This window comes from Paraburkholderia sp. UCT70, assembly GCF_050434085.1.
Taxonomy (GTDB): domain Bacteria; phylum Pseudomonadota; class Gammaproteobacteria; order Burkholderiales; family Burkholderiaceae; genus Paraburkholderia; species Paraburkholderia tuberum.
This window is the reverse complement of record NZ_JBNPVZ010000002.1, coordinates 1,253,717-1,278,825: the sequence shown is the minus strand read 5'-3', so window position 1 is coordinate 1,278,825 and position 25,109 is coordinate 1,253,717. Positions and strand designations below refer to the sequence as shown.

At 61.5% G+C, this 25,109-nt stretch carries 18 protein-coding genes and 4 pseudogenes; 12 read left to right on the top strand and 10 right to left on the bottom strand.

The window, feature by feature from the left end:
* From OKW41_RS08175 to OKW41_RS08150, 6 genes and pseudogenes are all read right to left on the bottom strand, one after another.
* On the bottom strand, nucleotides 1-3,174 hold the full coding sequence (locus tag OKW41_RS08175) for an efflux RND transporter permease subunit (protein WP_429572133.1): 3,174 nt from the start codon (nucleotides 3,172-3,174) through the stop codon (nucleotides 1-3).
* Nucleotides 3,171-4,257: pseudogene (locus tag OKW41_RS08170) on the bottom strand (efflux RND transporter periplasmic adaptor subunit). The gene OKW41_RS08175 and the pseudogene OKW41_RS08170 overlap by 4 nt, the downstream one beginning before the upstream one ends.
* 348 nt (nucleotides 4,258-4,605) lie before the next feature.
* Nucleotides 4,606-5,943 carry a lyase family protein gene (locus OKW41_RS08165; RefSeq protein ID WP_429572132.1) on the bottom strand — a complete coding sequence of 446 codons (1,338 nt, stop codon included), beginning with the start codon at nucleotides 5,941-5,943 and terminating at the stop codon, nucleotides 4,606-4,608.
* A gap of 424 nt (nucleotides 5,944-6,367) precedes the next feature.
* A complete protein-coding gene (locus tag OKW41_RS08160; protein ID WP_429572131.1) occupies nucleotides 6,368-6,649 on the bottom strand; it encodes a hypothetical protein in 282 nt (93 codons plus the stop codon).
* A 904-nt stretch (nucleotides 6,650-7,553) separates the two neighbouring features.
* The gene (locus tag OKW41_RS08155) at nucleotides 7,554-7,913 is read right to left on the bottom strand and encodes a hypothetical protein (protein WP_429446951.1); all 360 of its coding nucleotides are present in this window, start codon (nucleotides 7,911-7,913) and stop codon (nucleotides 7,554-7,556) included.
* 17 nt (nucleotides 7,914-7,930) lie between these two features.
* On the bottom strand, nucleotides 7,931-8,356 hold the full coding sequence (locus tag OKW41_RS08150) for a hypothetical protein (protein WP_184072442.1): 426 nt from the start codon (nucleotides 8,354-8,356) through the stop codon (nucleotides 7,931-7,933).
* Between the two features lie 391 nt (nucleotides 8,357-8,747).
* Between OKW41_RS08150 and OKW41_RS08145 the strand changes: the two genes are divergently transcribed.
* Nucleotides 8,748-9,053 (top strand): hypothetical protein, encoded by a 306-nt coding sequence (locus OKW41_RS08145; RefSeq protein WP_429573440.1) that lies wholly within the window; start codon nucleotides 8,748-8,750, stop codon nucleotides 9,051-9,053.
* Here the strand turns inward: OKW41_RS08145 and OKW41_RS08140 are convergent.
* A pseudogene (locus OKW41_RS08140) lies at nucleotides 8,988-9,468 on the bottom strand (ISKra4-like element ISBte1 family transposase); the annotation flags it as partial. The gene OKW41_RS08145 and the pseudogene OKW41_RS08140 sit on opposite strands and share 66 nt — an antisense overlap.
* On the opposite strand from OKW41_RS08140, the gene OKW41_RS08135 reads away from it, so the two are divergent.
* A complete protein-coding gene (locus tag OKW41_RS08135; protein WP_429572130.1) occupies nucleotides 9,388-9,990 on the top strand; it encodes an ATP-binding protein in 603 nt (200 codons plus the stop codon). The pseudogene OKW41_RS08140 and the gene OKW41_RS08135 sit on opposite strands and share 81 nt — an antisense overlap.
* Before the next feature lie 185 nt (nucleotides 9,991-10,175).
* Nucleotides 10,176-10,847, top strand: a complete 672-nt coding sequence (locus OKW41_RS08130; RefSeq protein ID WP_429446949.1) for a response regulator transcription factor — start codon at nucleotides 10,176-10,178, stop codon at nucleotides 10,845-10,847.
* Nucleotides 10,848-10,906: 59 nt separating this feature from the next.
* Here the strand turns inward: OKW41_RS08130 and OKW41_RS08125 are convergent, their stop codons facing one another.
* Entirely contained in the window at nucleotides 10,907-11,347 is a 441-nt protein-coding gene (locus tag OKW41_RS08125) for a response regulator transcription factor (protein ID WP_429446100.1), read from the bottom strand.
* Nucleotides 11,348-12,015: 668 nt separating this feature from the next.
* Here OKW41_RS08125 and OKW41_RS08120 point away from each other — a divergent pair.
* From OKW41_RS08120 to OKW41_RS08110, 3 genes are all read left to right on the top strand, one after another.
* A complete protein-coding gene (locus tag OKW41_RS08120; RefSeq protein ID WP_429572129.1) occupies nucleotides 12,016-12,492 on the top strand; it encodes a hypothetical protein in 477 nt (158 codons plus the stop codon).
* 957 nt (nucleotides 12,493-13,449) lie between these two features.
* Nucleotides 13,450-14,319: a substrate-binding periplasmic protein gene (locus OKW41_RS08115; protein WP_429446094.1), complete on the top strand. Its 870-nt coding sequence runs from the start codon at nucleotides 13,450-13,452 to the stop codon at nucleotides 14,317-14,319.
* Between the two features lie 135 nt (nucleotides 14,320-14,454).
* Nucleotides 14,455-14,685 (top strand): hypothetical protein, encoded by a 231-nt coding sequence (locus tag OKW41_RS08110; RefSeq protein ID WP_429572128.1) that lies wholly within the window; start codon nucleotides 14,455-14,457, stop codon nucleotides 14,683-14,685.
* 380 nt (nucleotides 14,686-15,065) lie between these two features.
* Here the strand turns inward: OKW41_RS08110 and OKW41_RS08105 are convergent, their stop codons facing one another.
* The gene (locus OKW41_RS08105) at nucleotides 15,066-16,925 is read right to left on the bottom strand and encodes a PAS domain-containing protein (protein ID WP_429572127.1); all 1,860 of its coding nucleotides are present in this window, start codon (nucleotides 16,923-16,925) and stop codon (nucleotides 15,066-15,068) included.
* A 316-nt stretch (nucleotides 16,926-17,241) separates the two neighbouring features.
* On the opposite strand from OKW41_RS08105, the pseudogene OKW41_RS08100 reads away from it, so the two are divergent.
* The 6 genes and pseudogenes from OKW41_RS08100 to OKW41_RS08075 form a co-directional block, all read left to right on the top strand.
* Nucleotides 17,242-17,358: pseudogene (locus OKW41_RS08100) on the top strand (IS6 family transposase); the annotation flags it as partial.
* Nucleotides 17,359-17,736: 378 nt separating this feature from the next.
* Nucleotides 17,737-18,888 (top strand): substrate-binding domain-containing protein, encoded by a 1,152-nt coding sequence (locus tag OKW41_RS08095; RefSeq protein WP_429572126.1) that lies wholly within the window; start codon nucleotides 17,737-17,739, stop codon nucleotides 18,886-18,888.
* Complete coding sequence (locus tag OKW41_RS08090) at nucleotides 18,885-21,017, top strand: ATP-binding protein (RefSeq protein WP_429572125.1); 2,133 nt, start codon at nucleotides 18,885-18,887, stop codon at nucleotides 21,015-21,017. The genes OKW41_RS08095 and OKW41_RS08090 overlap by 4 nt, the downstream gene beginning before the upstream one ends.
* A 460-nt stretch (nucleotides 21,018-21,477) precedes the next feature.
* The gene (gene folC, locus OKW41_RS08085) at nucleotides 21,478-22,788 is read left to right on the top strand and encodes a bifunctional tetrahydrofolate synthase/dihydrofolate synthase (RefSeq protein ID WP_429572124.1); all 1,311 of its coding nucleotides are present in this window, start codon (nucleotides 21,478-21,480) and stop codon (nucleotides 22,786-22,788) included.
* A 13-nt stretch (nucleotides 22,789-22,801) separates the two neighbouring features.
* Nucleotides 22,802-23,257, top strand: a complete 456-nt coding sequence (locus OKW41_RS08080) for an FKBP-type peptidyl-prolyl cis-trans isomerase (RefSeq protein ID WP_429446068.1) — start codon at nucleotides 22,802-22,804, stop codon at nucleotides 23,255-23,257.
* A gap of 294 nt (nucleotides 23,258-23,551) precedes the next feature.
* Nucleotides 23,552-23,889, top strand: a pseudogene (locus OKW41_RS08075) (chloride channel protein); the annotation flags it as partial.
* A gap of 130 nt (nucleotides 23,890-24,019) precedes the next feature.
* On the opposite strand, the gene OKW41_RS08070 reads toward OKW41_RS08075, so the two are convergent.
* Nucleotides 24,020-24,931, bottom strand: coding sequence for a LysR substrate-binding domain-containing protein (locus OKW41_RS08070; RefSeq protein ID WP_429446065.1), 912 nt, complete (start codon nucleotides 24,929-24,931; stop codon nucleotides 24,020-24,022).
* Nucleotides 24,932-25,109 lie beyond the last annotated feature (178 nt).

The following is a 25,109-nucleotide window of genomic DNA, read 5'->3' as shown; positions in this document are numbered from 1 at the left end:
TCAAACCTCCGTCTGCTCGTCGACGACCGGTTGCATTCCGCGCTCGTCGTGCCGGACCCTGAAGCACGCCGCGTACAGGGCGGGCAGGAAGAAGACGGTCAGTACCGTGGCGATCGTGATGCCGCCCATCAGCGCGGTCGCCATCGGGCCGAAGAAACCCGAGCGCAGCAGCGGAATGAGGGCGAGCACGGCGGCAGCGGCCGTCAGCATGATCGGCCTGAAACGCCTCACCGTCGCACCGATGATCGCGTCGAAGCGTCCATGCCCTGCCGCGATGTCCTGATCGATCTGGTCGACCAGAATCACGGAGTTGCGCATGATGATGCCGAACATGGCAATCACGCCCAGCAACGCGACGAAACCAAAGGGCTTGCCGAACAGCAGCAGCGCGGCCACGACGCCAATCAGACCGAGCGGTGCCGTCAGCACGACAATGAAGGTCCGCGCGAAGTTCTTGAGCTGGATCATCAGCAACAGCAGCACGGCGATGATCATCAACGGCATTTCGGCATTGATCGACGTCTGGCCCTTCACGCTTTCTTCGACCGCGCCGCCCACCTGAATGCGATAGCCGACCGGTAGCCTGGCGGTTTCCGCCGCGAGCGCACGTTCGATGTCGTGGGTCACGTCGATGCCCTGCGCGTCGCCGCGCACGTCCGCCTGCACCGTGATGGTCGGCTGACGGTCGCGTTGCCAGATGACGCCGTACTCTTGCGTATTGCGCACGTGTCCGAGCGAACCGAGCGGCACCGGGCCGTGGGGTGTCGGAATCGCAAGACTCGTGAGCTGCGCCGGATTGACACGTTCGCTCTTTGGCGCACGCAGATCGACGTTGATCAGCTTGTCGCGCTCGCGGTACTGCGTCACCGTGTAGCCCGATAGCGTCATCGCGAGGAAGTTCGACACGTCCTCCGAGGTGACACCAAGCTGGCGCGCCCTGTTTTGATCGATCTCGAACGAGATCGAGCGCTCCGCCGGCTCGTCCCAGTCGAACTGGACGTTGCGCGTGCGGGGATCGGCGCGGACCTTGTCCGACACTTCTTGAGCAAGCGATCGCACGGTCGCGATATCGTCGCCGCTCACGCGGAACTTGATCGGGAACCCGACAGGCGGACCATTCTCGAGCCGCGCGACACGCGTGCGCATGCCGGAGAAGTCCTTCTCGAGCATGCCGTCGAGCCAACGCATCAGTTCCTCGCGGTTTTCCACGCTTTTTGCGGTAATCACGAACTGCGCGAAATTCGGCTGTTGAAGCTGCTGGTCGAGCGTCAGGTAAAAACGCGGCGCGCCGGTGCCGACGAAGTCGACGAAGTGGTCGATTTCGGCTTTGCCGTCGAGTACCTTTTCCAGGCGTTTCGCTTCACGCAGCGTCGCTTCGAACGAGGCGCCTTCCGGCAGCCGCAGGTCGACCAGCAGCTCCGGCCGTTCCGAGTTCGGGAAGAACTGCTGCGGCACGCGCGTGAAGGCCAGCATGGAAATCGCGAAAAGCACGACGGTGACGCCGAGCACGACCCATCGACGCTCGACGCACCACGCAACCCATCCCGACAGGTGCCGGTAGAAGCCGGTGTTGCCGATTTCATGCGGATCATGGTGCGCACCGCCGGGTTGAGGCTTGCGTTCCGGCAGCAGGTAATAACCCAGCAACGGCACCAGCACGACGGCCGCGAACCACGAAACGACCAGCGCGATGGCCGACACTTCGAAGATCGAACGCGTGTATTCGCCCGTGCTCGATTTGGCGAGCGCAATCGGCAGGAAGCCGCATACGGTGACGAGCGTGCCTGTCAGCATCGGGAATGCCGTGCTGGTATACGCGAACGCTGCCGAGCGCGCCCGGCTCCAGCCCTGTTCCAGCTTCACCGCCATCATTTCGACGGCGATGATCGCGTCGTCGACGAGCAGGCCCAGCGCGAGCACGAGCGTACCGAGCGAAACCTTGTCCAGTCCGATATTGAACATGTGCATGCAAAGCGCCGTCACCGCCAGCACGATCGGAATCGTGATCACGACGACCATGCCGGTGCGCAGGCCGAGCGAGACGAGGCTCACGACCAGCACGATCGCCACCGCTTCGCCAACCGATCTCACGAACTCATCCACCGAGTGCTTGACCGCGTGCGGCATGCTCGAAACCGCCGCGAGTTTCAGACCCGCCGGCAGCGTTGCCTGCAGTTCGGCGGCTTTTGCGTCGAGCGCCTTGCCGAGGTCGATCACGTCGCCGCCCTTTTGCATCGTCACGCCGATGCCGAGCACCGCCTGGCCGCCGACCCGCATCTGGGTCACCGGTGGATCGTCATAACCGCGTGTGATCTTCGCGATGTCGCCCAGCCGGAAGGTGCGCTTGTTGATGGTGATCAGCATGTCGGAGAGCGCCTGCACGTCCTTGAACGCGCCGCTCGGCCGCACGAACACGCGGTCGTCCGCGGTCGTGATGGTGCCGACGGGCGCCACGGCATTCTGTGCGTCGATCGCCTGAGCGAGCTGTTGCGGCGTGATCGAAAGCCGCGTGAGCTGCGCATTCGGTATCTCGACGAAGATGTGCTGATCGGGGTCGCCAAAATAATCGACCTTCGCCACACCGGGTATGCGCAGCAGGACTGTGCGCAGCCTGTCAGCGTAGTCGTGCAGTTGCGCCGGCGAAAAGCCGTCGCCTTCAAGCGCATAGATGTTGGTGTAGACGTCACCGAATTCGTCGTTGAAAAACGGGCCGACGGTTCCCTTCGGCAGCGTCGCGGCAATGTCGCCGACCTTCTTGCGCACCTGATACCAGGTTTCCGGCACTGCCTTGACGGGCGCGGAGTCCTTCATGGCGAAGAAGATCATCGACTCGCCAGGCCGCGAGTAGCTCTTGATGTAGTCGATGTTCGGCGCGGCCTGTAGCTGGCGGCCGATCCGGTCCGTGATCTGTTCCTGCACCTCGCGCGCACTCGCACCAGGCCAATAGGTCTTGATCACCATCGTGCGGAAGGTGAACGGCGGATCCTCCGACTGCGCGAGTTTCGTATAGCCGATTACGCCGAAAAGCGTGGCGAGCCCGATCAGAAAGATCACGAGCTGCTGATGACGCAACGCCCAGGCGGACAGGTTAAAGCCACCTTCACCCGGCGTTTCGGCGTCGGAACGCGGGACGGGCGCGCTGTTGCCTGCGGATTCACTGTCGCGGGCCCTCATGACGGGAAGTCCTCGGGATGCAGCGGGGGCACCACCTGCACATGCTGGCCTGCGCTCACGGCGTGTGCGCCTTGGAGCATGACTCGGTCTCCGTCGCGGAGGCCCGATCCGATCGAGACGGTGCGCTCGTCATATCGCTGGATAGTGACCGGGCGCAGTTCGAGTGTGTCGCTCCCCGGCGCGCACCACCCAGACAGCGGGGTGCTCACCCTGGTGAAAGAGCGCCGTCACAGGCAGCGCAAAAATCTGCCCCACGGGCGCGTCGCCGACGGCATCGAACCCCACATTCGCCGTCATGCCGAGGCGCACGTCGCGGCTCGGGGCGGCCAGCGTCAGCTTGACGCGCCAGGTGCGGCTTTCTCGATCGGCAGCAGCCGATACCTCGCGCACGCGCGCCTCGAAGGTCTTGCCGGGTAGCGCCGGCAGCGTTACGCGCGCTTTACTGCCAACTGTCAGCGAGTTCAGCGTCCGCTCGGGCGCGTCGCAGACGATGTCTACGTCGCCCGTCCAGTCGAGGTGATAGATCGATTGGGTTCCCTGAACGTTCTGGCCCGTGTCGGCGTCCTCCGAGGTAATCACGCCGTCGTGGTCCGCTGTCAGCGTCGCATAGCGCAGATTGTCCGAGGCGAGCGCTATCTGGGAGAGCGCCGAATCACGCTGGGCGAGCGCGGAGGCGTAGGCGTCCTGCGTCTGTTCAAGTTGCGCCGGCGCGATCAGGTTCGCCTGCGCCTGCGCCTGATCGCGGTCGAGCTGCTGCTTCGCGTAGACAAGTCGATGTTCGGCGGCATCGAGCTGGGCTCGTGCGTTGGCCAGGTTATTGCGCAGGTCGGTCGGGTCGAGCAGTGCAACAACCTGTCCCGCCTTGACGGCATCGCCGAGATGAACCCGCCGTTCGATGATTTTGCCGCCCACCCGGAACGAAAGCGCCGTCGAGTAGCGCGCCTGCACCTGAGCCGGCAGCGACGCACCTACCGCGCGCCCGTCAGCGTGAACGGCCAGGGCGACCACGGGCTTCGGCTCAGGAGCGGCGGCTTCGCGCGACTGGCATGCCGACAGCAGGATTGCGCTGCAAGCCGCGACCATCACGTGCGTCCGCTTGGGCGATCGTCTGGACGAAGATAAGAAGATACGTGCAATTTTAGGCGCGACAGGAACGGAATGTTTCACGATGTTCACAAGGCAGAGGATTGATCCAGGTAAAAAATTTCCCGATGCTGTAGACCCGCCATGCAATGAAGCACGGTTCGCCGTCAGCATGGGCTCGCAAACAATCTCTATCAATACGTTGGACTCCTACGTATTGACATGGCATGCCGGCGACATGTGCCCTCCCGATGGGACGCGCGCACTCAGCGTCTGATTCGCGCGCTTACATGCACACTTGCCTCACGGGGCTTTTGCTCTCTACCCCGGCATCGACAAAACTACCGATCAATCGCCTGCGCCAGCGCGCAGTTCTCGGTCGAGTTCCTCCTCGGCTATCAACTGCCGGTGCAGCACCGCCTCTCTTAGCATGCTGTATCTGGAATGCGCGCCGGGTATGCGAGCACTCTTGCCGCCAATATAGGGGTTTGCCGCAGTCGCCATCGCGCAACGACACTCGGGCATCTCCCGGATCTGTTCGGAATCGGCCGCGATCTCCCTGATCCAATGCTCGGCCAGCGTCTTGCATGGATGCACCTGAACCGATTCAGCCGCGAACGTGACCGCGACGTCACTCGCCAAAATCCGGAGTGCCATCTGACGGACGACATCGGAAATCACCGCATTCGGTCTGCCAGGCGTGACAAAGGAGCCGGTCCGCATCCACGCGAGATCGATTTCTGGCACGTCGAATAGTGCCCGGATGGATATCAGATGGAGGTCACTGCACGCGTTCGAAAGCTCGACGGCGATGTCGGTCAAAATGCCGGAAATCCGCAAATACGCGGCACATTCCTGGGTTCTTTCAATCGGAGTTGACGCCATAGGCAACCCGAGCGCGGTCATTGCGTTTACTGCATCAACCGCATCAACTTCAACCGCTTCGACTTCATATCCGGAATGGGCCGTAGCGCCCGCGTCAATCGTCGCGCGAAGATAGATTTCACGAAGCTGCGCGGATGACTCTCGCAACCTGGCCATCTGTTCGTCTAGCAAAAGCGCATGCGTCAAAAACTTGAAAGCCAGCGTGGTGTGAACTGCATCGTATAACTGGGTGGTTCGGTCGAATTGCAGCAAATCGCGGAATTCCTCCGCCTTTCTGACGAAGGCGGACCGCAACGCATCGCACCCGTCACATAGGTGTTCAATCGCATCGCAGATCGAGATCCTAAGTGCGGTCGAATAGACATTGCCGCCTCCGGGACACATGCACGCACCTGGATCCAGATGAACATAGTCGCCGTGCGGACGACCCAGAAGTTCAAGAGCGCGGTTGCATATCACCTCGTTGGCGTTCATGTCGGTCTCAGTGTCAGCGCGGCCCTGAGTCACGTCGACGAAGCACTGGTCACACAAGCGTCCTTTCTGCGCCTCCACGCAAGAGGCGACGATTGCGTCACCAAGTGGAGGTTCAAGTAGATGCAACTCGGCATGCACTTCTGCGACAGCCTGCTTGACTGCCGCCAGCGCATTCAGCCGGTCTGGGTATGCGCCTACCGGGGTCCCCGATATGGGACAGTTCTCGACGGCGCCAGGCGTGTGAATGCCATATCGCGCTTCCTCGGGTGTTTCCCGCTTGCCCGGCGAATCGTATTCGACCCGGAAGCCTGGTCTGCCGATCTCCATATTCACTCCTGCCAAGGATGAGTGCTTGCATAACACACGCAATAGCCAATAGCGGTCGCTCTGCTTATCAAAGGCAGAGCTGGTTCGGACAGGGTTCGTCGGTATGCATTCCGGTCGAACGAGGCGAGAAGCTATATTCGCGGTAGGCATTGGTGCCTACATAGAGCCAGTTGCGCAAAATGTTTGACATGTCACTTCCTTAGCAGCCGTTGGTGAGACCACGATCTCGTGAAGCGGGTGTATAGCCGCATGTTGATTTCCGGCGCCCAATGCGGGTAACTTCTGACGGCTAATCGGAGTGCACCGACCCGGCGCAGAAACGGGCCGAGGAAATACCCCGGTTTCGCAGTCGATGACTACCGCGAAGCCAACGCGCGCGGACGCTAAAACGCCATTGGGGTCGATGGGGCAACGCAAAAAAGACTCATCGCGCACAGGAAAGAGAAAACTTTAGCGGCATGGCGAGCGCCGAATAGCGCGGGAATGCCTGGGCCAACAACACAGGTCTCGTCGACACCGCCGAGGTGAACGCAGCGTCACCGATGTTCAACAGGAAGTCAGATACTGTCTGGATGAGCATTCGCCAGGAGACGACATGCGTCGCAGCGGTGACAGCGAATCCGGTATTTCGCCGTTTGACGTCCCGACGCCAAGGATGTGCTTGCGCAAACTGCAATGCCTTCACTCGTGCTCGTTCGTCAAACATCGATTACTTCTCCAGGAGGGTGTGACGGGATCTTCATTATCAGTATGCGTATCGAGGTCTGGCTCGCACGCTACCGTGCATCCGAGCCGCGCGAATGCCACTGGACGATCACGTTTCGGACGCCGCCGGATGAATCAGACTCCGTCGATCGCCCCATGCAAAGGCGCTGTCCACATTTCCTACGATAGACGCCAGCGACCCAGGAAGATATCGTACCGTCGGTTATCGCGCGTCTACCTGCCCGTCCAAAGCCTATACGGCGGTATAGCGCACGCGGCGACAGGGATAAGACCAATCCGCTCAGGTGTGGGGTCCGATAACCTCGTTCAGCAGCGTGCGGAAAGCCGGCGTGTACCCATGCGTGTTGTTCCGGTGGCCGCGATAAAGCGATTCGTTTTTTTCGCCATCTCATTCGCTCGCGCCTGCACCGCAGCAGCTATCGTTTTACCGAGATATCGGCGACGAGCCAAACGTTTGGCGCGTCCGTCGAGGTATCAACATATACCGTGACCAATACACTGGAGCGAAGCGGCCGCGACTGCCTCCTGGAAGTGCGCGACGACGGTCGCGGCGAAATTGCTGTCGACAGTTTGCGTGGCAATGGCACCGCCATCACGGTTACGCTTTCCAGTCGACCAGCGGTCGGCAACGTAGTGCAGTCGAGAAACTGCATTATTGAGTCGTTCTGCAACAGATCAAATGAATCCGTCAGAAGGCGGCTGACTACGGCCGGTCGTCGTCGGGCCATCGGAGACGGTCGGACGTCGGTTTTCCTCGCAAACGACGGAATCTGGTCGCGGCGCACGCTTCACTATCCTGTGGCTGATCAATCAGCATGCCACCGGCCGCTACGACTCACGGACCCTCGCATCGCCAATGCGCGATCAATTATTCGTTTTGCGTGTCAGACGAACCCGTACCGCTTACCGAGAGCGGCGAGAAGATCTGGCCACTGATCGACGCTGGCGCCATCGTGAATCTCCTCAAGTTCGCACAGCAGATCGACAATGCCCGGATCGTAGGCATTGACGTTGGATGCATACAGCGCCTGCAGTAGCTTGCCGTCCCGGGCGTGCCGATAGTACGAAATGCCGATCCCTTCGATGTCCGGGTGATAGAACTCGTCGCTAACGAGCGATCCGACTGCGCACTCGCGGTCGTTGTCGCCGCGCAGCCGGCATGAGCCGTTCTCGTCCTCCGAGACGGCCCCTTGGTTAAGCAGATGAGCGCTGACGCGCTCGTATATCTTTCTTGCGCACTGCATCACGACACCTGCGACCCTCAAGCAGCGGCTTTCAGAAACGTGGCCGACAGGGCAAATTGTCGAGCAATTGATGCCAGCCGCTCACTCCATTCCCATGTGCCAAATACATCGTGGACGTTCTGCAGACAACTAAGCAATTCGACAGTCACCGGATCGGACACATCGATGCGCGAGCGAAGCAGCGCGCGCTTGAGCGCCGCGACACCGATATCCATGTAAGCCGGCACGTCCTTTGGCGGTTTTGCGACGTAGCGGATGGGCACGCCTTCCATTGCCGTCATATAGTCGCGCGGCTTAATGAAACTGCCGACCGGACAGCTGCCGCAGTAGCCTCGATAGGCGCCGCCGCCGCGAGGCAGCAGGGAGGCTCGCGCCTGGCCGAATAAATGCTCTACAGCGTGGTTGAAAATCTCCTGATGTGTCAGGAAGCTCCGGCTTTTCATGTCCACCTCTTTGCGTCTTTCGCATCGGCCAGTCGTTGGCAACGGGCAGCCTGCGCTCTAAGTATCAAACGTCGCCGCCGGGGCAAAGGGGCTGCTGCGAATACAAGCGACGCGAAGTTTTGACGGAACCTCGATTTGGCTCGAAGCCGCCTGCGCTAGTCAGACCGGAGGCCGTTGCAGGCGCAAAGCGCGGCTGCATCGGGCATGGGCTTACGGTACAGCCGCGACCGAAATTGGGCTATCACACGGAAGGAAGGAACGCCTCTACGTTGGGATGCACCGGCACAGTGTTCAGTGTTGCGTGAATATACGGGCGTATAGGCTCTGCCTCCGAGATTTCGATAACGATTGAGTACGCGATGCGAGTGGGCGACTGTGGGGCCGTAGCCGCATGCTACGTCGCGCGCGGGATGCACAGGCCGATCATGAGAGCGGGCGGCGAAAGGCGCTCAAATCGGCGCTCTACCGTGCTCGCAGCGCGCTTGTCGACCGCATGGACCTGTCAGGCGCGCAGCGCCGCGAGCAGCTGTCCGCGACACGGGTTGCGCGCCTTGAGGCAGAGGCCGCGCTGCGTGTGCAGATCGCGAAAGAGCGTGACGCGCTGAAGGGAGACCGCGCCAAAGCGGGGGCTCTACGCCGCGATATGGTGAGCGTGATTGTTGCCCGCGAGCGCCGGATACCATCGCTCGAAGCATGATCGCAGTTGCGCATTCAGGACGGCCGTCCTCACCTGCAGAAGGCCATGCGCGTGAGCCGGCCGCCACGCCATTTGCTGCCGCTTCACAAAACGCTTGCTGACCACTTGTTCAATAAAGCTTGAGGTGATCGGCTCGCCGTGGCGGTACCGGTCCCCCCATAGTTCACGATAAAGTTCTGGTTGTTCTCGAGGTAGCCGATGAACTCCTCCAGTATGGCGAGCAGCCTGGCCTCCTCGGGACGGGACTGCACGCCGCATCGAGCGCCCAACCCAGGCTTTCAAGCCGCCGCAGTGCCGGCTAGGAACAGCCGTGCCACAGGTGCCATTTGGCCCGATGCAGCGTATCGATCAGCGCGTCGGCACACCGCCGTTCGTCGCGTTCCGGAAGCCCTTTGATCACCTGTCCGAGATTGCGATGGGCGTCGACGGCCAAGGGTACGCCATCATAGAGGCTCGAGACACCGGCGTGGGGCTGCGCAACAGAGAGCTGGAACACCTTTTTGAATCGTTTTATACGACGAAAGCGGGAGGCAAGGGCATGGACCTTGCCATTTGCAGGTCCATTGCCGAGACTCATGGCGAGCGTATCGGCGCAGGCGCCGAACAAGCCTGGCAGTGCGGTGTTTCGCTTCGCCATCCCTGTCGAACGGCACGATTGTCCGCGTTAAAGCCCGCGGCGGCAGGGGCGGTTTGCGGCTGCGTTTGTGCTGCCGGGGCATGCAGCGGCCAACAGCAGCTGTTTTCCGGTATCTCCTGCTTTTGTGCTGCCCGCGCGTCAAGCGGGGCCGGGTGGCTGCGCTTGCCAAGGCGCGCAGAGGTAAATCTGCAGCACGCCTCTGGCATCGACGACATAGTAAGCTCCGAACAGAGGGTGTATCCCTCGCTCCATGCCGCGGTTCATGTTCTAGCCGCTTCGTGCGATGCATTGCAGACGTAGATGCAAGGGTAGCGGGCCGCTTGGGCGGCGGCAAACCTCCATTCGGACATTTACCCTACTCTCGTTTTACCGTGTCATACTTGAAACGCGTCTTACGGGCGCAAAACGGCGCGGATGCGTCTCTGTCAAGCGGGCGAAAATGTCTCATCAGTCCGCCGCATTGTTGGCGTGTTGAGGACTCGTTTATGGCTACCGATAGGCATATACCGTCGTCCACGGGTGGAATCCGCGGCTCGACAGTCTTCGTCGTCGACGACGAAGAGTCCATCCGCCTCGCGCTGTGCGATCTACTGGAGTCCGTCGGGTATTCCGTCAAGACGTTCTGTTCCGTGCAGGAATTCGTGACGTTTCGCAAACCCGCCGGCCCGAGCTGTCTCATCCTCGATGTCAGGCTCAAAGGCGAAAGCGGTCTGGCGTTCCAGCAGGCGATGGCACGCGAGGGACTGCAAATGCCGGTTCTCTTCATGACGGGGCATGGCGACATGGAAATGTCGGTGCGAGCAATGAGAGCTGGTGCATTCCATTTTTTCCCGAAGCCGTTTCGTGACCAGGATATGCTCGACGCGATTTCCGAGGCAATTTCGAAAGACTCGCAACGCCTCGAAAAGGAACACAGCCTCGCGGCTGTACGCGCCGCGTACGCCTCGCTGACGCCGCGCGAACGCGAGATCCTGGCGCTGGTGGTCAGCGGAATGCTCAACAAGCAGATCGCCGCCCAACTCAACCTGAGCGAAATCACGGTGAAAATCCATCGCGGCCAGTTGATGAAAAAAATGGACGCGCGCTCACTCCCGGATCTCGTCTTCAAGGCCGCCGCACTCGAAATTGGGCGGCAACAAACAAAGCCGCGCCCTTAGGCTCGCGCCAGCCGCCATTGACGGAAAGAGGTCCGAAAACGCTGTTTTGAGCGCCCTGCCTAAATCCCGACGTTGCCGAGTGCTCGCTTCAGGAGCGCCGCATCCACGGGCTTGTCGAGCAGCGTGATGGCTGTGCTGGACTGCACCTGCACTCGCAGCGCGTCGCTGGGAAACGCGCTCACGAAGATCGTCGGCGGCGCGGCGCCCAGTGCGACAAGACGGTCAAGCAACTCCAGTCCTGACATGCCGGGCATGCGGACGTCGGAAAGCAGGACTCCGTTTTCGGTGCGAAGGTGCGACGCCCGCGCCGCCAGATAGTCCGAAGGCAGCGAGTAAGTTTCGGTCGAATAGCCGAGCGATTGCACCAGGCTTTCGAGCGCCAGGCGGGATGATTCGTCGTCGTCGACAATCCAGACGATCCCGGAAACGGAAGCCCGCGCCTGTCGTTGCGAGGGGCTTCGGGAGGACATAAGGTCGCTTGCCAATGATTGCTTATTCAATCTAGCCCCTGGAGCGTCGACTTGTCCATCATACCGACGTATGTCTGACTATCCCTTCCGGAATGATGAGACGCGGTGCGTCGGCCCCCGCATCGAGACTTGCCGGGCGCGCCCTCGCTCAAGGTTTCATCGTACGAACGCCGTCCAAGGAACCTTGAGTACACCTCTCGTGGCTAATCTTACCGCCGCGGTGCTGCCTCGGAATGTTGTCCCCGAACCTCTTCTGACTGTCCCCATATCTTTTCCTTACGGTTGCCTAAAGTCTTCTGCAGAGCGAGACGCGCAGTCCGGCAAGTTCCATTACCGATTATCGCGACACAACCGCTTCACGGCGGCCCGCGTCGACGTTGTCTTCAAACGCAAAAACCTACGCTTCGGATCTTTCAGACCGACGGTAAGTCGAGCCATACCGACGTATGAGCTCGACAAACAACGGTGGGCGAAAGTCCAAACGCTCGCAGAATGGATTCGATACCACCCGGCCGTCTATCTTGGCAATCATAGGCGGTGCTGCTTACAAGTCGACTCCCTTTAAAGGCACAACAGGTCCCGCCCCCGCCTATCGGTGAGCGTTGACCTGCAAGTCGTTCTGTGCGTCGACAGGCTCAGATGCGTTACGTGTTGGAGACACACGTTTTCGTCTCGGCATGCCCGTCAAAGGTCAAGCAATGTTCAGCAAACGCACAGGTCATCGCTGTTTTCCGCGGGCGGAAACAAAGGCGTCCAACGGCAACAACATCGGCCGACCGGCCGGGCTCGCAGTCACCATTTCGGCGCTTGCTGTCTGCTGGTGGGAATTGATCAAGATATCTTTGGATTTTGCATTGACCGACAGCGACGCGGCACTCGGCGCGACAGTAGGCACAAGACTGATCGTGGTGGTATCTGGACTCGCGGTCGTAGGCGACGCCCCCTTCGCACGGCCCGTGTTCTGTTTTCTGTGCGCGATGAGCGTGCTTGCAGTCGGTCCGGCCATCCCGCTTGAGTTCACAGACTCGCTCCTGGTACCAGCCGCCTCGTTCATCGACTGCGTAACGAAAACATTGTTTCTCGCTTGCGCGTTCTCCTCGTCTGGCAGGAATGGTCGTGACAAGCGCAACCACAGTCACGTTTTTGAAGTAGCCGTACTGCCGCCACGCGACTGACGCGCCGACAACGCTTTTTCCCCAACCTTCATTTTGAGGTGACTTTCATGTCCAACTGTTTGCATAACTGGATCTACGTCGGCGCGAACGCTTACGACGAATACACCTTTGTCCCATGGCTTAAGCGGAACGTCGACCAGAGAACCGTCGACCTTTGCAAAATTTGCATCCAATAGTAGTCCATACATTTCTATCCGACTTCCCTCATTTCACCGGTAGCACTCGACGTCAAGTCGGCCTTTCTGAGGTCCGAGTGCTCGTCTTGCCCAGTTTGCGCAGGAGTGTTTAGTTCCCAATAAACGACTTGGTGGGAACTAAAGTGGACGAGATATTGAGTCGTAGCCCGAAGAGCAAACAACCGAACTTTCCTGTCGAAACGACGCGGCACTTGGTCGAGCAGACCTTCTAACGGGGAGCTTCGGTATCGCTGATTGCCCGCCCTAACAGCACAAATCTGCTGTTCAGGTGGCGACGCCAGCATCTTCAAGGCATATTCGACACACCACGTCCTGAGCATGGGCTGCAGCCTCAAATCCCGAGACCGGTGCGCCGGTACTACTGCCGTTGAGCATTGTGGCCAAGGTGTAGACGTCTGAGCGCCCGGTCAATGTCCGCGGGAAGTGTTTTGCGGGGCGGTTTCTGCGTCTTGGCCATCGTGTCCGGCATTGGCGTCGGGCCGCAGACTTTACCGGAGCGCCTTATTGCGACACAGCATCGCCAAGGGGCAGATGAAAGACGCAGGCAAACCAAGCCATCAGGTGTCCAGCAATTTCTACACGCTGGCGACGTAGGCGATCCTTATCGTATCGCTATCGTCCGCATTGCCTTAGCGCGACAGAAGCGTATCTCGCGCCGCGAGCCACCACGATCGGGGCGTATCATGACCGGCAAGTGCAGGTGGCTGCCTGCCAAAGGCCATTTAGTCGACCGGTTTCCTCCGCGCAACAGGAGCGGATCATGTCCATCATTCCTCGTCTGCTGGTTTGTCTACTGCTTGCGTGGCATGGGGTGGCCACCGGTAACGAAGTCGTTCGCTTTCCGCAGCCCGAGTTCGAAGGCGATCACCGCTCTGACTACGCGCTGCAATTGCTGCAGCTCGCGCTTTCAAAAACCAGCTCCGCATATCGGATCCAGGCCGCCGCGTTTCCCATGACCCAGGAGCGCGAGGTGCGGGAGCTCGAGGCCGGTCGAACGATCGATGTCGCCCCGATTCCCAGCTCCATCGAACGCGAGGCGAGATTGCTACCGATTCGGATCCCCATCAACAAAGGCATGCTGGGATGGCGCCTGGGGCTGATCCGCAAAGGTGACCAGGGCTTGTTCGCGGGCGTCAACACATTGGAGGACCTGAAACGTGTGCGGCTCGCGCAGGGGGGGGACTGGCCGGATACACAGATCCTGCGGGCTAACGGCCTCAATGTGATCACCGCTTTAAACTACGAAGGCCTCTTCAAAATGCTCATAGTCAGGCGCTTCGACTACTTTCCGAGAAGCGTCATGGAAATCTGGGACGAGCAGGCGAACAACGCGGATACCCTGGAGGTAGAGCCCCACCTCGCCCTGCACTACTTCTACGACGCCTACTTCATGGTGAACCGCAAGAACACCCGGCTCGCGCAGGATATCCGCGAGGGGCTCGAAAAGGCCATTGCCGACGGCTCGTTGGACAAGCTCTTCCAGCAATACAATGGCGATCGGCTACGCAAGGCGCACCTGGAAACGCGTACGGTGATCGAGCTGAAAAACCCGTTGCTGACGCCCGGCACGCCTTCCGATCGACCGGAACTCTGGTACGACTTCAGGCGGAAACCCACGAATCCGAAGTGAACCCGGGCCGTATCACGACCGCCGATAACGGTCCCTTGCCGCAATGCCGGTGAGCCCGTTCGCGGGATGCGTGCGCGTTCCGTCGCCTGCGGACCTAGGCAGTTCCTCAAGTCTGACAATCGCCGGGCGGATCCAGTGGGCGAGCGTGGCAAACAGCTTCTTCAACTGATCCGCTTGGCGACGTGGCCGTTCATCGCGGCGGCGAGCACCTTGTCGCGATCGCCGACCATCGTGTGGGCGGTCATCGCGATCTCCGACAGGGCCACGCCGCTGCGGCTGCTGGCGCAGCGGCGGGGTCGCCGCGCAGCCATCCATGACGGGCATCTGGCTCTGGCAGCCCTCAAGACGCCGTCGAAGCGCTGCTGACCGAGCAGTCGAAGGCCTCCTGGCCGTCGCAGCGACGCTGACGACGATGCCGGCGCCGCGCAGCACCGTCAACGCGATTTCGCGGTTGCGCGGCACTCCGCCGCGGTGCAGCGCGAGCGCTTCACACGGGTTCATGATCGCGTATCCCATGCACAACTACTCGCGCGGGCATCACGCAGTACATGATGCAGACCGCCGTGCGTGCGGTGAAACGCACGGCGGGTCCCAACGATGTCGGAGCACAGCGCAACAGTGACTACTTCTTGCCGTAGGCGGTGTCCTGATCCGGCTTCCTGGCGAGGAACCGGAGCACGGCACCGTCAGGGTAGGCGGCCGCGCGTACCAAAACCACAGGGGCGGTCGTCGCGCTTGCGTCGCAATCACGATGAAAAATCCGGATGTACGGGCACCGTGAAGTAGAACACGGCTCCGCGGGGCGGGTTCGCGCTTGCCCACAAACGTCCGCCATGTGCTTCGATGATCGAACGGGAGATCGACAGCCCCATCCCCAAGCCGGTGGACTTCGTCGTGTAGAAGGGGGCGAAAAGGCGCTCGGCGCTTTCCGGGGAAAAGCCTGGCCCCGAATCGCACACTGCCACAAGCACGCAGCCAGCGTCGGCCTTCCCCGTGCTGACCAGCACTTCCCGCGCGCCGTCGCTAGCGCCGCTGATGGCCTCGATCGCGTTGATGACCAGGTTAAGGAGGACCTGTTGCAATTCGATACGGTTTCCCTCGATGAAGGGCAAGCCATCGGCCAGTTGTGTCTTTACCAGAGCACCCCGCTTCATTGCTTCCCCTCGGGTGATCTCGATCACCTCGCGGATTGCCTCGTTAATGTCCAACGTTTCGTTACGTGGCGTCGTCTTCCTGAGTAGTTCCCGGATCCGGCCGATCACGTCCGCCGCCCGATTGCCGTCCTTGACGATCCGGCGCAGCCCCTCTGCAACCTTCTCCATTTCAGGCGGCTGGGCGCTCAACCACCGAAGCCCAGCCTGGGCGTGAGTGACCGTCGCGGCGATCGGCTGATTGACCTCATGGGCGATCGAGGCCGCGAGTTGTCCCATTGTCGCAACGCGGTTTGCGTGTGCCAATTCCATCTGCGTCTCACGCAAGGTTTCCGCGGCACGCCTGCGTTCGGTGACATCGCGCGCAATCCCGACAGTACCGGCCACGCGCCCTTGCCCGTCATGCAACGCTGTCTTTATCGTCTCGATCCACCTCATGCTGCCATCCGCATCGACATGAGGCTCCTCGATCCGCTTGCGCCCGTGCGATTCCATCACTTCGACGTCGTCACGAAGATAAGTCCGCGCGAGTTCTGGCGGATGAACATCGAAATCGGTCTTGCCTATCATGTCGTGAGGCTCCGCAAACCCATTCGCGGCGGCAACGGCGCGATTGACTGCGATGAAACGGCCATTTGCGTCCTTAACCCACGCAAGGTCCGGTATGTTGTCCAGGATTGCCGCCATGCGTGCATTCGCGTTTCCCAGCTCGATCGCGTGCTGCCGCAGCCTCTCACGCATTGCGTTGAGGGCATCCACCAGCTGATCGAGCTCATCGCCTTCGACCCGCAAACGCCGCAAGCGCAACGGCGGCAGGTCGGCGCCCGGCGTGACGCTGGCCGCCGATGCGGCGATGTCCAGCAGGTGTCGAGTCGCCAGGTGGTCCACGATGAACAGGATGAAGAACGCGACCAGGAATGTCTTGGCGGCGTTGCTCAGGAGGATGACGACGGCCTGCGCGGCCAGATCGCGATAGATGTCCGCGAGGGTCGCCTCGATGCGGAGCACGCCGATGTGCTGCGGATGTGTACCGCAGCAAAACAACGGGAATTCCTTCACCACGGCGGCGCTGGTTTGTCGCTCGCCGCGAAAGATCGCGAAGGCAGGGCTAGGCGAAGGCGTCTCGCGCACCTCCACCGCGCGGATGGACGGCAGACGCAATATGCCATCGAGCTGCTCCTCGAGTTGCTTCGAGTCCATCGCCCATAAGCTCTCACCCAGGCTGCGCGACGTGGCTTGATCGATCTCGCCGAATCGGCTCTCGAGACTCGCCCGCTCGCTGCGGTAGCTCAAGGTCAACTGCAGGACAGTCAGGATCAACGTGACCACGGAGCTGAAAAGCACCACACGCAACAGCAGTGCCATCGCGATGCCACCTCGAGGGATTTGCGCAATGGATGCCAACCAGCCGCGGTGCGGCGACTGTAGTTCGAGCTGTTGTTCCTTGGGCGGCATCCGTGGGCTCGCCGGTCGCGATGAAACCTGATCGTATCCCTTAGCCAGCCGTTGGGGAAGTCCGTCGGACCCGGAGTAACCCGGTTTTCAGGGCCAGCTCTTTGATCGCATGATGAAAGGCAAGACCCGGCGCCGATAGCAGGCGTTCGCCCGACTGGACGCAGCATGCGAGTGGTGCCATTGACGTTTCGCTGACTTTACCTCACCCCCAACATACCCGTTCTAACGCCTGCACCGAAAGCCCGCCGTCCAGCGACTATGCAGTCTGCGCTTATTTCAGGCGGTACCTGATTGATTGGCTTATGAAATTCAAACCATGGAGAACGCAAAATCCCGCTATCACGGTCAGCGATTCCTCGCCGTCGTCAGTTGCGCGGCGCGTTGGTACTATCGACTCCAGTTAAGCCTGCGCGACATCGAGGAGTTGCGGTTCCGTTGCAATAGCGGAGGCCGGTATGCTGCGGGACCCGGTTTTGCCAGGGTTATCCCCTTTCATTGCCGGCCTGCGATAAGCATCATCGATGCGTCACGTGTGGCAGACTTGTCTTCATGACTGGCGGCCTTTGCGCCGGAAAGCGCCAGCGACTCGGCTATCCCGGCATCGGCAGATGGTCCGCGGTCGTCAATGCACTGCACAAGTGGTGATACGCCACTGCGGGGCCTCCTTGCGGCGACCCGCAAGTCCGCTGCCCCAGCGCGGCGATGACTCGCGGCGGCTTGGGCTGTATCTTGTTTGGATGGCACTCCGAGCGGCATTTGGGTACGTCTTCAATTGGGTCGATCGACCCCGAGCGGACCGTTAGGGAGCAACATGAGGGCGTTGATTCTGGCATGCGTATGCATGCCGTCGGTTATCGCGGCGCAGGGTTTGTTGACTCCCCCCGTGTCCACCGCCTCTTCCGCCTCGGTCACCGCGATTGTCGCCGCCGCGAGTAACTACCTGGCGGAAGCGAAGCGTGTGGTCGATGCGGCGGCGCAACCCGCTGCACCCTGGAACGGGCCGCGCAACGGGCCGCGGGCGCAATCCGGGAAACGCGTCGCCATCGTCGCCGAGGATTTGCGCAACGGCGGCATCGTCGGCGTGGTCGACGGTGTACTGGAGGCGGCCAAGGTCATCGGCTGGAGCGTACAGATATTCGACTCCAGCGGCACGCCGGACCTGCGGCTGAAGATGCTTGCGAATGCGCTGGCAAGTGATCCAGACGGCCTGATCATCGTCGGTGGCGACGCACGCGCGCTGCTGCCCGGGCTACGGCCGTTTGCCGAGCGGAGCATTCCGATCGTCGGCTGGCATGTCGCGGCCCGGGCCGGACCGGTGCCCGGCACGCCCGTGGCGATGAACGTGGCGACGGATCCGCTCGAGGTCGCGCGCGTGACCGCGCTGGCGGCCATCGTGCAGTCCGGCGGGCATGCGGGAGTCGTCATCTTCACCGATTCCAATTTCCGGATTGCGCAAGGCAAGGCGGATGAAATGGCTGCCGTCGTGCGCGCGTGCAGCGGCTGCACCTTGCTCGATGTGCGCGACGTGGCGATCTCGCGCAGCCAGGAACTGATGCCGGGCGCGACACGCGCCTTGCTCGCGCGATATGGCAAGCGCTGGACCTATGCGCTGGCCGTCAACGACATCTACTTCGACTACGCCGCCCCGGTGCTGACCCAGGCCGGAATGCCGAACGCCGCCATGGCCATGCTGTCGGCAGGCGACGGCAGCGAGTCCGCCTTCCTGCGTATCCGGACGGGCACGTTCCAGACCGGCACCGTGGCCGAACCCCTTAATCTGCACGGCTGGCAGTTGGTCGACGAGATGAACCGGCTCTTCGCAGGCCGAGGTGTCACGGGTTACGTGTTTCCTGTGCATCTCGTGACGGCGGACAACATCGCCGCGGACGGTGGTGATCGTCTGATTTACGACCCCGCCAACGGCTACCGCGATATTTATCGCCGCATCTGGCAACGCCCATGAAACTACCGCGCCCCCAGTCGCTCACCGCTCAGTTTGCGCTCGTCGCTTCGTGCCTGGCCGCCCTGGTGGTCGCGGTCGGTGTCACGACCATTTACTCGTTGACCGGTTCGGCCCACGCGATCCGTCAGTTGGCCGAAGAGCGGCTGGCGCGCCAGGAAGATGCACAGGACCTGGCGCAGCGCACGCTGATGATCGAACGCCTGGCATTACAGTTGTCCAGTGACGATACGGTGGACGCTGTGCGCGAGACGCATCGGCATATCATCGAACAGCTGGCATCCTTTGACCGTCTGGTAGACCGTCTGGGATCCGCGGCGAGTGACGCCGTCACCGTCGATGCGCTCGCGCTGCATCGGTCCAGCCAGCGCTTCCGCAACACAGTCAACATCGAGGCACAGGTGCGCGAAACCGCGCTGCGCGCCGCAGCCGCGCCGGCGTACTCGTCGCGGCCCGGCGCGTCATTGGCCAGCCTGGACGACGATCTGCGCCGCCAGGCCGACGCCTTGGCGGCAGCGGCGCGCCAGCAGTCGGATTATTTCACGCGCGCCTACCGCAAAGCGGTCCAGTCTCTGGCCGAAGACTCGGACCGCACGCGCAGGTGGGTCATCGGCGAAGTTGCGGTGAGCCTGCTGCTTGCCTGGCTGATCGCCCGCGCATTCCTCGGTCGCCACGTCGTGGCACGGCTGCGCCGAGTCAGTCACTTCCTGCGGCACGGTGACGTCGACAGCGTGCAAGCCGGCGTCCCCGTTCACGGCGGCGACGAGATTGCCGATATGGCGCGCGCAGTCGAGCAGTTCCTCGAAGACCGGCGCCAGCGCAGGCAGGCCGAGGATGCGCTGAAGGAGCTCAACGCCGAACTCGAGGCACGCGTCACGCAGCGCACGGCCGAACTCAGCACGGCACTTGCGGGCCGGACGGCCGAGATCGCCGAACGACAGCGCGCCGAAGAGGCAGCGCAAGCGAGCGAGCATTTCCTGGACAGCATCATCGAAAACATCCCGGATGTAGTCTTCGTCAAGGATGCAGTGACCCTGCAATTCGTGCGCTTTAACAAGGCAGGAGAGCAACTGCTCGGCTACCGCCGCGAGGAACTCATCGGCAAATCCGTCCATGACCTGTTTCCGGTCCAGGAGGCCGATTTCTTTGCGCTGAAGGATCGTGCCGTGCTGGAGTCGCGGCGGATGGTCGAGGTGCCGGAGGAACGGGTTCTAACGCGTAATGGGCCGCGCCTCGTACACACGATGAAGATCCCGATCCTCGATGCGCGCGGCGAGCCACAGTTCCTGCTCGGCATCTCACGCGACATCACGGAGCAAAAGCGCGCGGAAGCCGAGCTACGGGAGAGCGAGCGGCGCTACCGCGAAGTTCAGACGGTGCTGGCGCAGGCGAATCGCGTGACGACGATGGAGCACCTCGCGGCCTCGATCAGCCATGAAATCAAACAGCCGGTCGCGGCGACCGTCGCCAATGCTCAGGCCGGGCTGCTTTGGTTAGGTGCCAATCCGCCCGTCCTCGAGCAAGCCCGGCAAGCGTTCGATCGAATCATCAAGGACGCGAAGCGCGCCAGCGAGGTCACGAACCGGGTTCACGGTCTCGTCCGGAACGTCCCGCCGTCCAGGCAAAGCCTGCAGATGAACGAGGCGATCCATGAGGTCATCGCCCTCACGTCCAGTGAGCTTGCGAAAAGCGGCGTATCCACGCGGATGCAGCTTGCGGAGGACTTGCCGCCCGTTGAAGGCGATCGCGTCGAACTCCAACAGGTCATGCTGAACCTCATCATCAACGCCGTGGAGGCGATGAGCGTCGTTGAACACGGGCGGCGGGAAATGATCATCAGCACCGCCAACGACAAATCGGGCCGCGTCCTCGTTTCCGTGCGCGATTCGGGACCGGGGTTGGCGGTCGACAACGTGGAGCGTCTCTTTGAGCCGTTCTACACGACGAAGGCTGGCGGCATGGGGATGGGGCTCTCGATTTGTCGTTCGATTATAGAAGCGCACGGAGGACGTCTGTCGGCGAGCTCGAACGAGCCCAGCGGCGCCGTGTTTCAGTTCACCCTGGCCGTGTCGCCATGCCCGTCCGGTGTCACGACGAGTGCAGACGTTCGTTCAAGCGGTGCAATCGACTGAAATGGGTGTGCGCCGTGAAAAGGCGGCGCTTTCTAGCGGGTGCAAGCGCCACCCGACAACCGCTCCCGCCGGAAGCAAACGGCGCAGCTATGGAGGCAACGAAGTCCTTCGCGACCATCACCCACAGCATGCGGGCATGCTTGTTGGCAATGGCGATCAGCGTTTTGTGATAGCCGTTGCGTTCATGGAACTGCCTGATCCACCGTTGCAGGCTAGAGGCTGATCTCGTGCAGATGAACCGGGTCAGTATGTTGGGAAAGCTGGCCGGACTTTTGACCCGAATTGTGGTTGTCCGGCATGACGCTGTCCGACTGCGAACTAGCCTTTTTCACTCCATGCCAGCGTCCTGTTATTTACTAAACCATATCGAAGTCACCACTCCGAATATATTGGACTTTACCCCGCATCGCCAGATACTACTCCTAACGTCCCTGACAACAGGCAAGAATCAACTTATCCGATGACCACATTCCCCACTCTCGACGCGTGGCTCACGCACCTCGAATCCGCGCATACGGTCGGCATCGACTTGGGTTTGCAGCGGATCAGCCAGGTGCGCGACGCACTGCAAGTTTCCTTTGACTGTCCGGTGATTACGGTTGGCGGCACCAACGGCAAGGGTTCGACCTGCGCGATCCTCGAAGCGATCCTGCTGCGCGCGGGTTACCGGGTTGGCTGCCATACCTCCCCGCATTTGCTGGCGTTCAATGAGCGAGCGCGGGTGAACGGCGCGATTACGAGCGACGCCGACCTGCTGCCGCATTTTGAGGCGGTCGAAGCGGCGCGCCTGAGCCTCTCTGAACCCGTTTCGCTGACGTACTTCGAATTCACGACGCTGGCGATCATGCATCTGTTCGCCTCGCGCGCGCTGGACGCGGTCATTCTCGAGGTAGGCCTCGGCGGGCGTCTCGACGCCGTCAATATCCTTGACACCGACTGTGCGATTATCACGAGCATCGACATCGATCACACCGAGTACCTCGGCGACACGCGCGAGAAGATCGGCTTCGAGAAGGCCCGCATCTTCCGCGCGGCCAAGCCGGCGATCTGCGCCGACCCGGTGCCGCCGCAGACGCTGATCGATCACGCCGGGCAGATTGGCGCCGATCTGTGGCTATTCGGCCGCGATTTCCGCTACGAAGGGCAGGCGGGCAGCGAGCGTCAGCAATGGAGCTATGTCGGCCGCGCGCTGCGGCGCTCGGCGCTGGCGTACCCGGCGCTGCGCGGCGCGAACCAGCTGATCAATACGTCGGCCGCGCTCGCGGCCCTCGAGGCACTGCGGGACCGTCTGCCGGTCTCCGCGCAGGACATCCGCCTCGGTCTGGCGAACGTCGAACTCCCGGGCCGTTTCCAGGTGCTGCCGGGCAAGCCTTCGATCGTGCTCGACGTCGGCCATAACCCGCACGCAGCCGCGGTGCTCAAGCAGAACCTCGGCAACATGGGCTATTTCCCGTACACGTATGCGGTATTTGGCTCGATGCAGGACAAGGACATCGCTGGCGTGATCAAGCACATGAAGGCCGAAGTCGACCACTGGTGCGTGACCGATCTGCCGACGCCGCGCGGGGCCTCCGCTCAGACCGTGGAGGCTGCGCTGCGCGAGGCTGGTTTGACCGACGGCGCCGACAGCAGCGTCACGCGCTTCGCGTCACCGGCAGACGCCTATCAAGACGCGCTGAAACGAGCGTCGGAGAATGATCGAATCGTGGTTTTCGGCAGTTTCCATACGGTAGCCGGCGTGATGGCGTATCGTAAATCGCAGCAACACTGAACAGGCGGCAGGCATGAGCATCATCGACATCTCTGAAGTAAAACCCGGCTCGCACGTCACGCTCCATTACCGGCTTTCGCTTGCCGACGGCACTGAAGTCATCAACACCTTTACCGACAAGCCAGCCACACTGCTGCTGGGTGCGGGCCAACTGGCGCCGCCGCTGGAAGATATTCTGCTGGGATCGAAGGTCGGCCACCATTCGACCTTTCAGCTAGTCCCGGGGCAGGCATTCGGCCCGCGCAATCCCGATCTGATCCAGCGGGTGTCGCTTGCCACGCTGCGCGAAAACAGCATGATCGGTGAGGATTTTTCGCCGGGCGATCTCCTCGAATTCAACGCACCGGGTGGCGAACGCTACGCGGGCGTACTGAAGGAAGTCAACGAAACGTCCGCCCTGTTCGATTTTAATCATCCGCTCGCCGGCCAGGCACTGGCGTTCGAAGTGAAAATCATCGGAATTTTGTAATCGTTAGCATGAAGGATACGGCTCTCGCCGAAGCCGGGATCCTGCTGGCGCTACTGCGCGGTTTCTGCGCAGGCGTCGAACGTGCGGTATTGTCAAATTAAGGACTCACCCTTTCCCAAGCCTCGAAGGCTTGGGTGCGCAGCTCGCGCTTGTGCTGCGCATTTGTATAGCTGCGGAACGACTCGGTATGGGGCAGCCGCCGTTGAGCCTGCAGATCCAGCGATCTGGAGCGCGAGACCGGCGCAGAGCGCCGCCACAACGAAACAGGTGTTGCACTTCAGATTTGAGGCCGCCCTGCTGCTGAACACCCGACGCTGGATGCCCTCGTCGGTAAGCGCGTGGCGCAGCCGTCAGCCGGTGGCATTCGGTGCCGCTTGGCGGCCTGATCATCGCCGTCATCGGCGTGGCGTCCGCCGGGCATACATTCGGCAGTGGCTCTGCGCAAGTGCGCAATGCTGGAAGGACGCACACAACTTGGTATTGCCTATCCGCTGCTCAAGATGGCTTCCACGGTCGGATCATATCTGCCGGGGGCGCCGGGCGGCCTGTTCGCTCCTTCGCTCGCGATCGGTGCTGGCATGGTGGGGTATCTGGCAGCGATTACGCAAAGCCGCATCACGGCGTTCGTGATCGAGACGTGTGCCCTTTTTGCCCGCGCTTGGGCCTGGCACAGCCGAGCGCGGACACCTTTACGCCTTGGCTTGCTGCAAGATTGCAAGCCGAGTGACGGATTGCCAGGCCGTCGATCCTGACTCGCAGGCCTCACCGTTGCACTTTGCGCCAGTCCTTTGCCATCCGCCGAGCGACCGCCAGAAAGCGGCGCACCACTTGCGAAGGATCGTGGCGCCGCCACGCAAGACTGATCGGCGCCTTGGGCGCGTCGCCGGCGATCGGCAGATAGACCACTTCGTCAGTCCGGATCTGGCTGGTCGAGCGCGGCACGATCGAAACGCCGAAGCCGGCTCCTACCATCGGCACGATCGAGGTAATTTGTGGCGCCTCCTGGCCAAGTCTCGGAATGAAACCGGCACGCTGACAGGCGCCCGTGACCGCGTCGTAAAGCCCCGCGCCGATCGAACGCGGGAACAGGATGAAGGTCTCCCCTGCGAGTGCGGACAGCGATACCGCCGCGCCGGACTGCGCCAGTGGATGGGTATGCGGTAGAGCCACGACCATATCCTCTTTGACCAGCAACTCCACCTCCAGTGCGTCGGCGCTCATGATCGGCGGCCGGATGAACGCCACGTCGACGCGGCCTTCGAGCAGGCCATCCACCAACGATGGCGTATTGCTCTGCTCCGGCGACACCGTGACGTCGGGATGCTGGCCGCGGTATTCGCGAATGATGGCCGGCACCAGCGACTGGAAGTAAGTGGCTCCCGCAAACCCCACTCGCAGGTGTCCCAGCTCGCCACGGGAGAGGCGCTGCACGTCCGCGCACGTGCGATCGACCTGAGCGAGGATCTGACGCGCGTTGTCGAACAACAGCTCGCCTGCCTCGGTCAGTTCGACGCCTCGCGACAGACGGCGGAATAGCTGTGCGCCGATATCGCGCTCGAGTCGCTGGATCTGCAGGCTCAACGGTGGCTGCCCAATACCGAGTCGCTCCGCAGCTCGCGTGAAGTGCCGTTCCTCGGCCACTACAACGAAATAGCGTAGATGTCGAAGCTCCATGCCAGCATCCATCCTGTTATGTACTTAAAGATATCGAAATCACCGCGCTTAATATATTGGACTTTATCCCAGATCGCCAGATACTGCTCGCATCGTCCCCGACAACCGGTAAGCATGGCGAAGCTTTCCGACGCGTCGTCAGGGCGTTCTGTTTTACCTGAAATCAAATCCCTGACGT

What these genes read in the sequence shown, in the direction of transcription:
- OKW41_RS08175 (WP_429572133.1), bottom strand. Translation starts at nt 3,174, where the DNA reads ATGAGGGCCCGCGACAGTGAATCCGCAGGCAACAGCGCGCCCGTCCCG.
- OKW41_RS08165 (WP_429572132.1), bottom strand. Translation starts at nt 5,943, where the DNA reads ATGGAGATCGGCAGACCAGGCTTCCGGGTCGAATACGATTCGCCGGGC.
- OKW41_RS08160 (WP_429572131.1), bottom strand. Translation starts at nt 6,649, where the DNA reads ATGTTTGACGAACGAGCACGAGTGAAGGCATTGCAGTTTGCGCAAGCA.
- OKW41_RS08155 (WP_429446951.1), bottom strand. Translation starts at nt 7,913, where the DNA reads ATGCAGTGCGCAAGAAAGATATACGAGCGCGTCAGCGCTCATCTGCTT.
- OKW41_RS08150 (WP_184072442.1), bottom strand. Translation starts at nt 8,356, where the DNA reads ATGAAAAGCCGGAGCTTCCTGACACATCAGGAGATTTTCAACCACGCT.
- OKW41_RS08145 (WP_429573440.1), top strand. Translation starts at nt 8,748, where the DNA reads ATGCTACGTCGCGCGCGGGATGCACAGGCCGATCATGAGAGCGGGCGG.
- OKW41_RS08135 (WP_429572130.1), top strand. Translation starts at nt 9,388, where the DNA reads ATGCAGCGTATCGATCAGCGCGTCGGCACACCGCCGTTCGTCGCGTTC.
- OKW41_RS08130 (WP_429446949.1), top strand. Translation starts at nt 10,176, where the DNA reads ATGGCTACCGATAGGCATATACCGTCGTCCACGGGTGGAATCCGCGGC.
- OKW41_RS08120 (WP_429572129.1), top strand. Translation starts at nt 12,016, where the DNA reads ATGTTCAGCAAACGCACAGGTCATCGCTGTTTTCCGCGGGCGGAAACA.
- OKW41_RS08115 (WP_429446094.1), top strand. Translation starts at nt 13,450, where the DNA reads ATGTCCATCATTCCTCGTCTGCTGGTTTGTCTACTGCTTGCGTGGCAT.
- OKW41_RS08105 (WP_429572127.1), bottom strand. Translation starts at nt 16,925, where the DNA reads ATGCCGCCCAAGGAACAACAGCTCGAACTACAGTCGCCGCACCGCGGC.
- OKW41_RS08095 (WP_429572126.1), top strand. Translation starts at nt 17,737, where the DNA reads ATGAGGGCGTTGATTCTGGCATGCGTATGCATGCCGTCGGTTATCGCG.
- OKW41_RS08090 (WP_429572125.1), top strand. Translation starts at nt 18,885, where the DNA reads ATGAAACTACCGCGCCCCCAGTCGCTCACCGCTCAGTTTGCGCTCGTC.
- folC (WP_429572124.1), top strand. Translation starts at nt 21,478, where the DNA reads ATGACCACATTCCCCACTCTCGACGCGTGGCTCACGCACCTCGAATCC.
- OKW41_RS08080 (WP_429446068.1), top strand. Translation starts at nt 22,802, where the DNA reads ATGAGCATCATCGACATCTCTGAAGTAAAACCCGGCTCGCACGTCACG.
- OKW41_RS08070 (WP_429446065.1), bottom strand. Translation starts at nt 24,931, where the DNA reads ATGGAGCTTCGACATCTACGCTATTTCGTTGTAGTGGCCGAGGAACGG.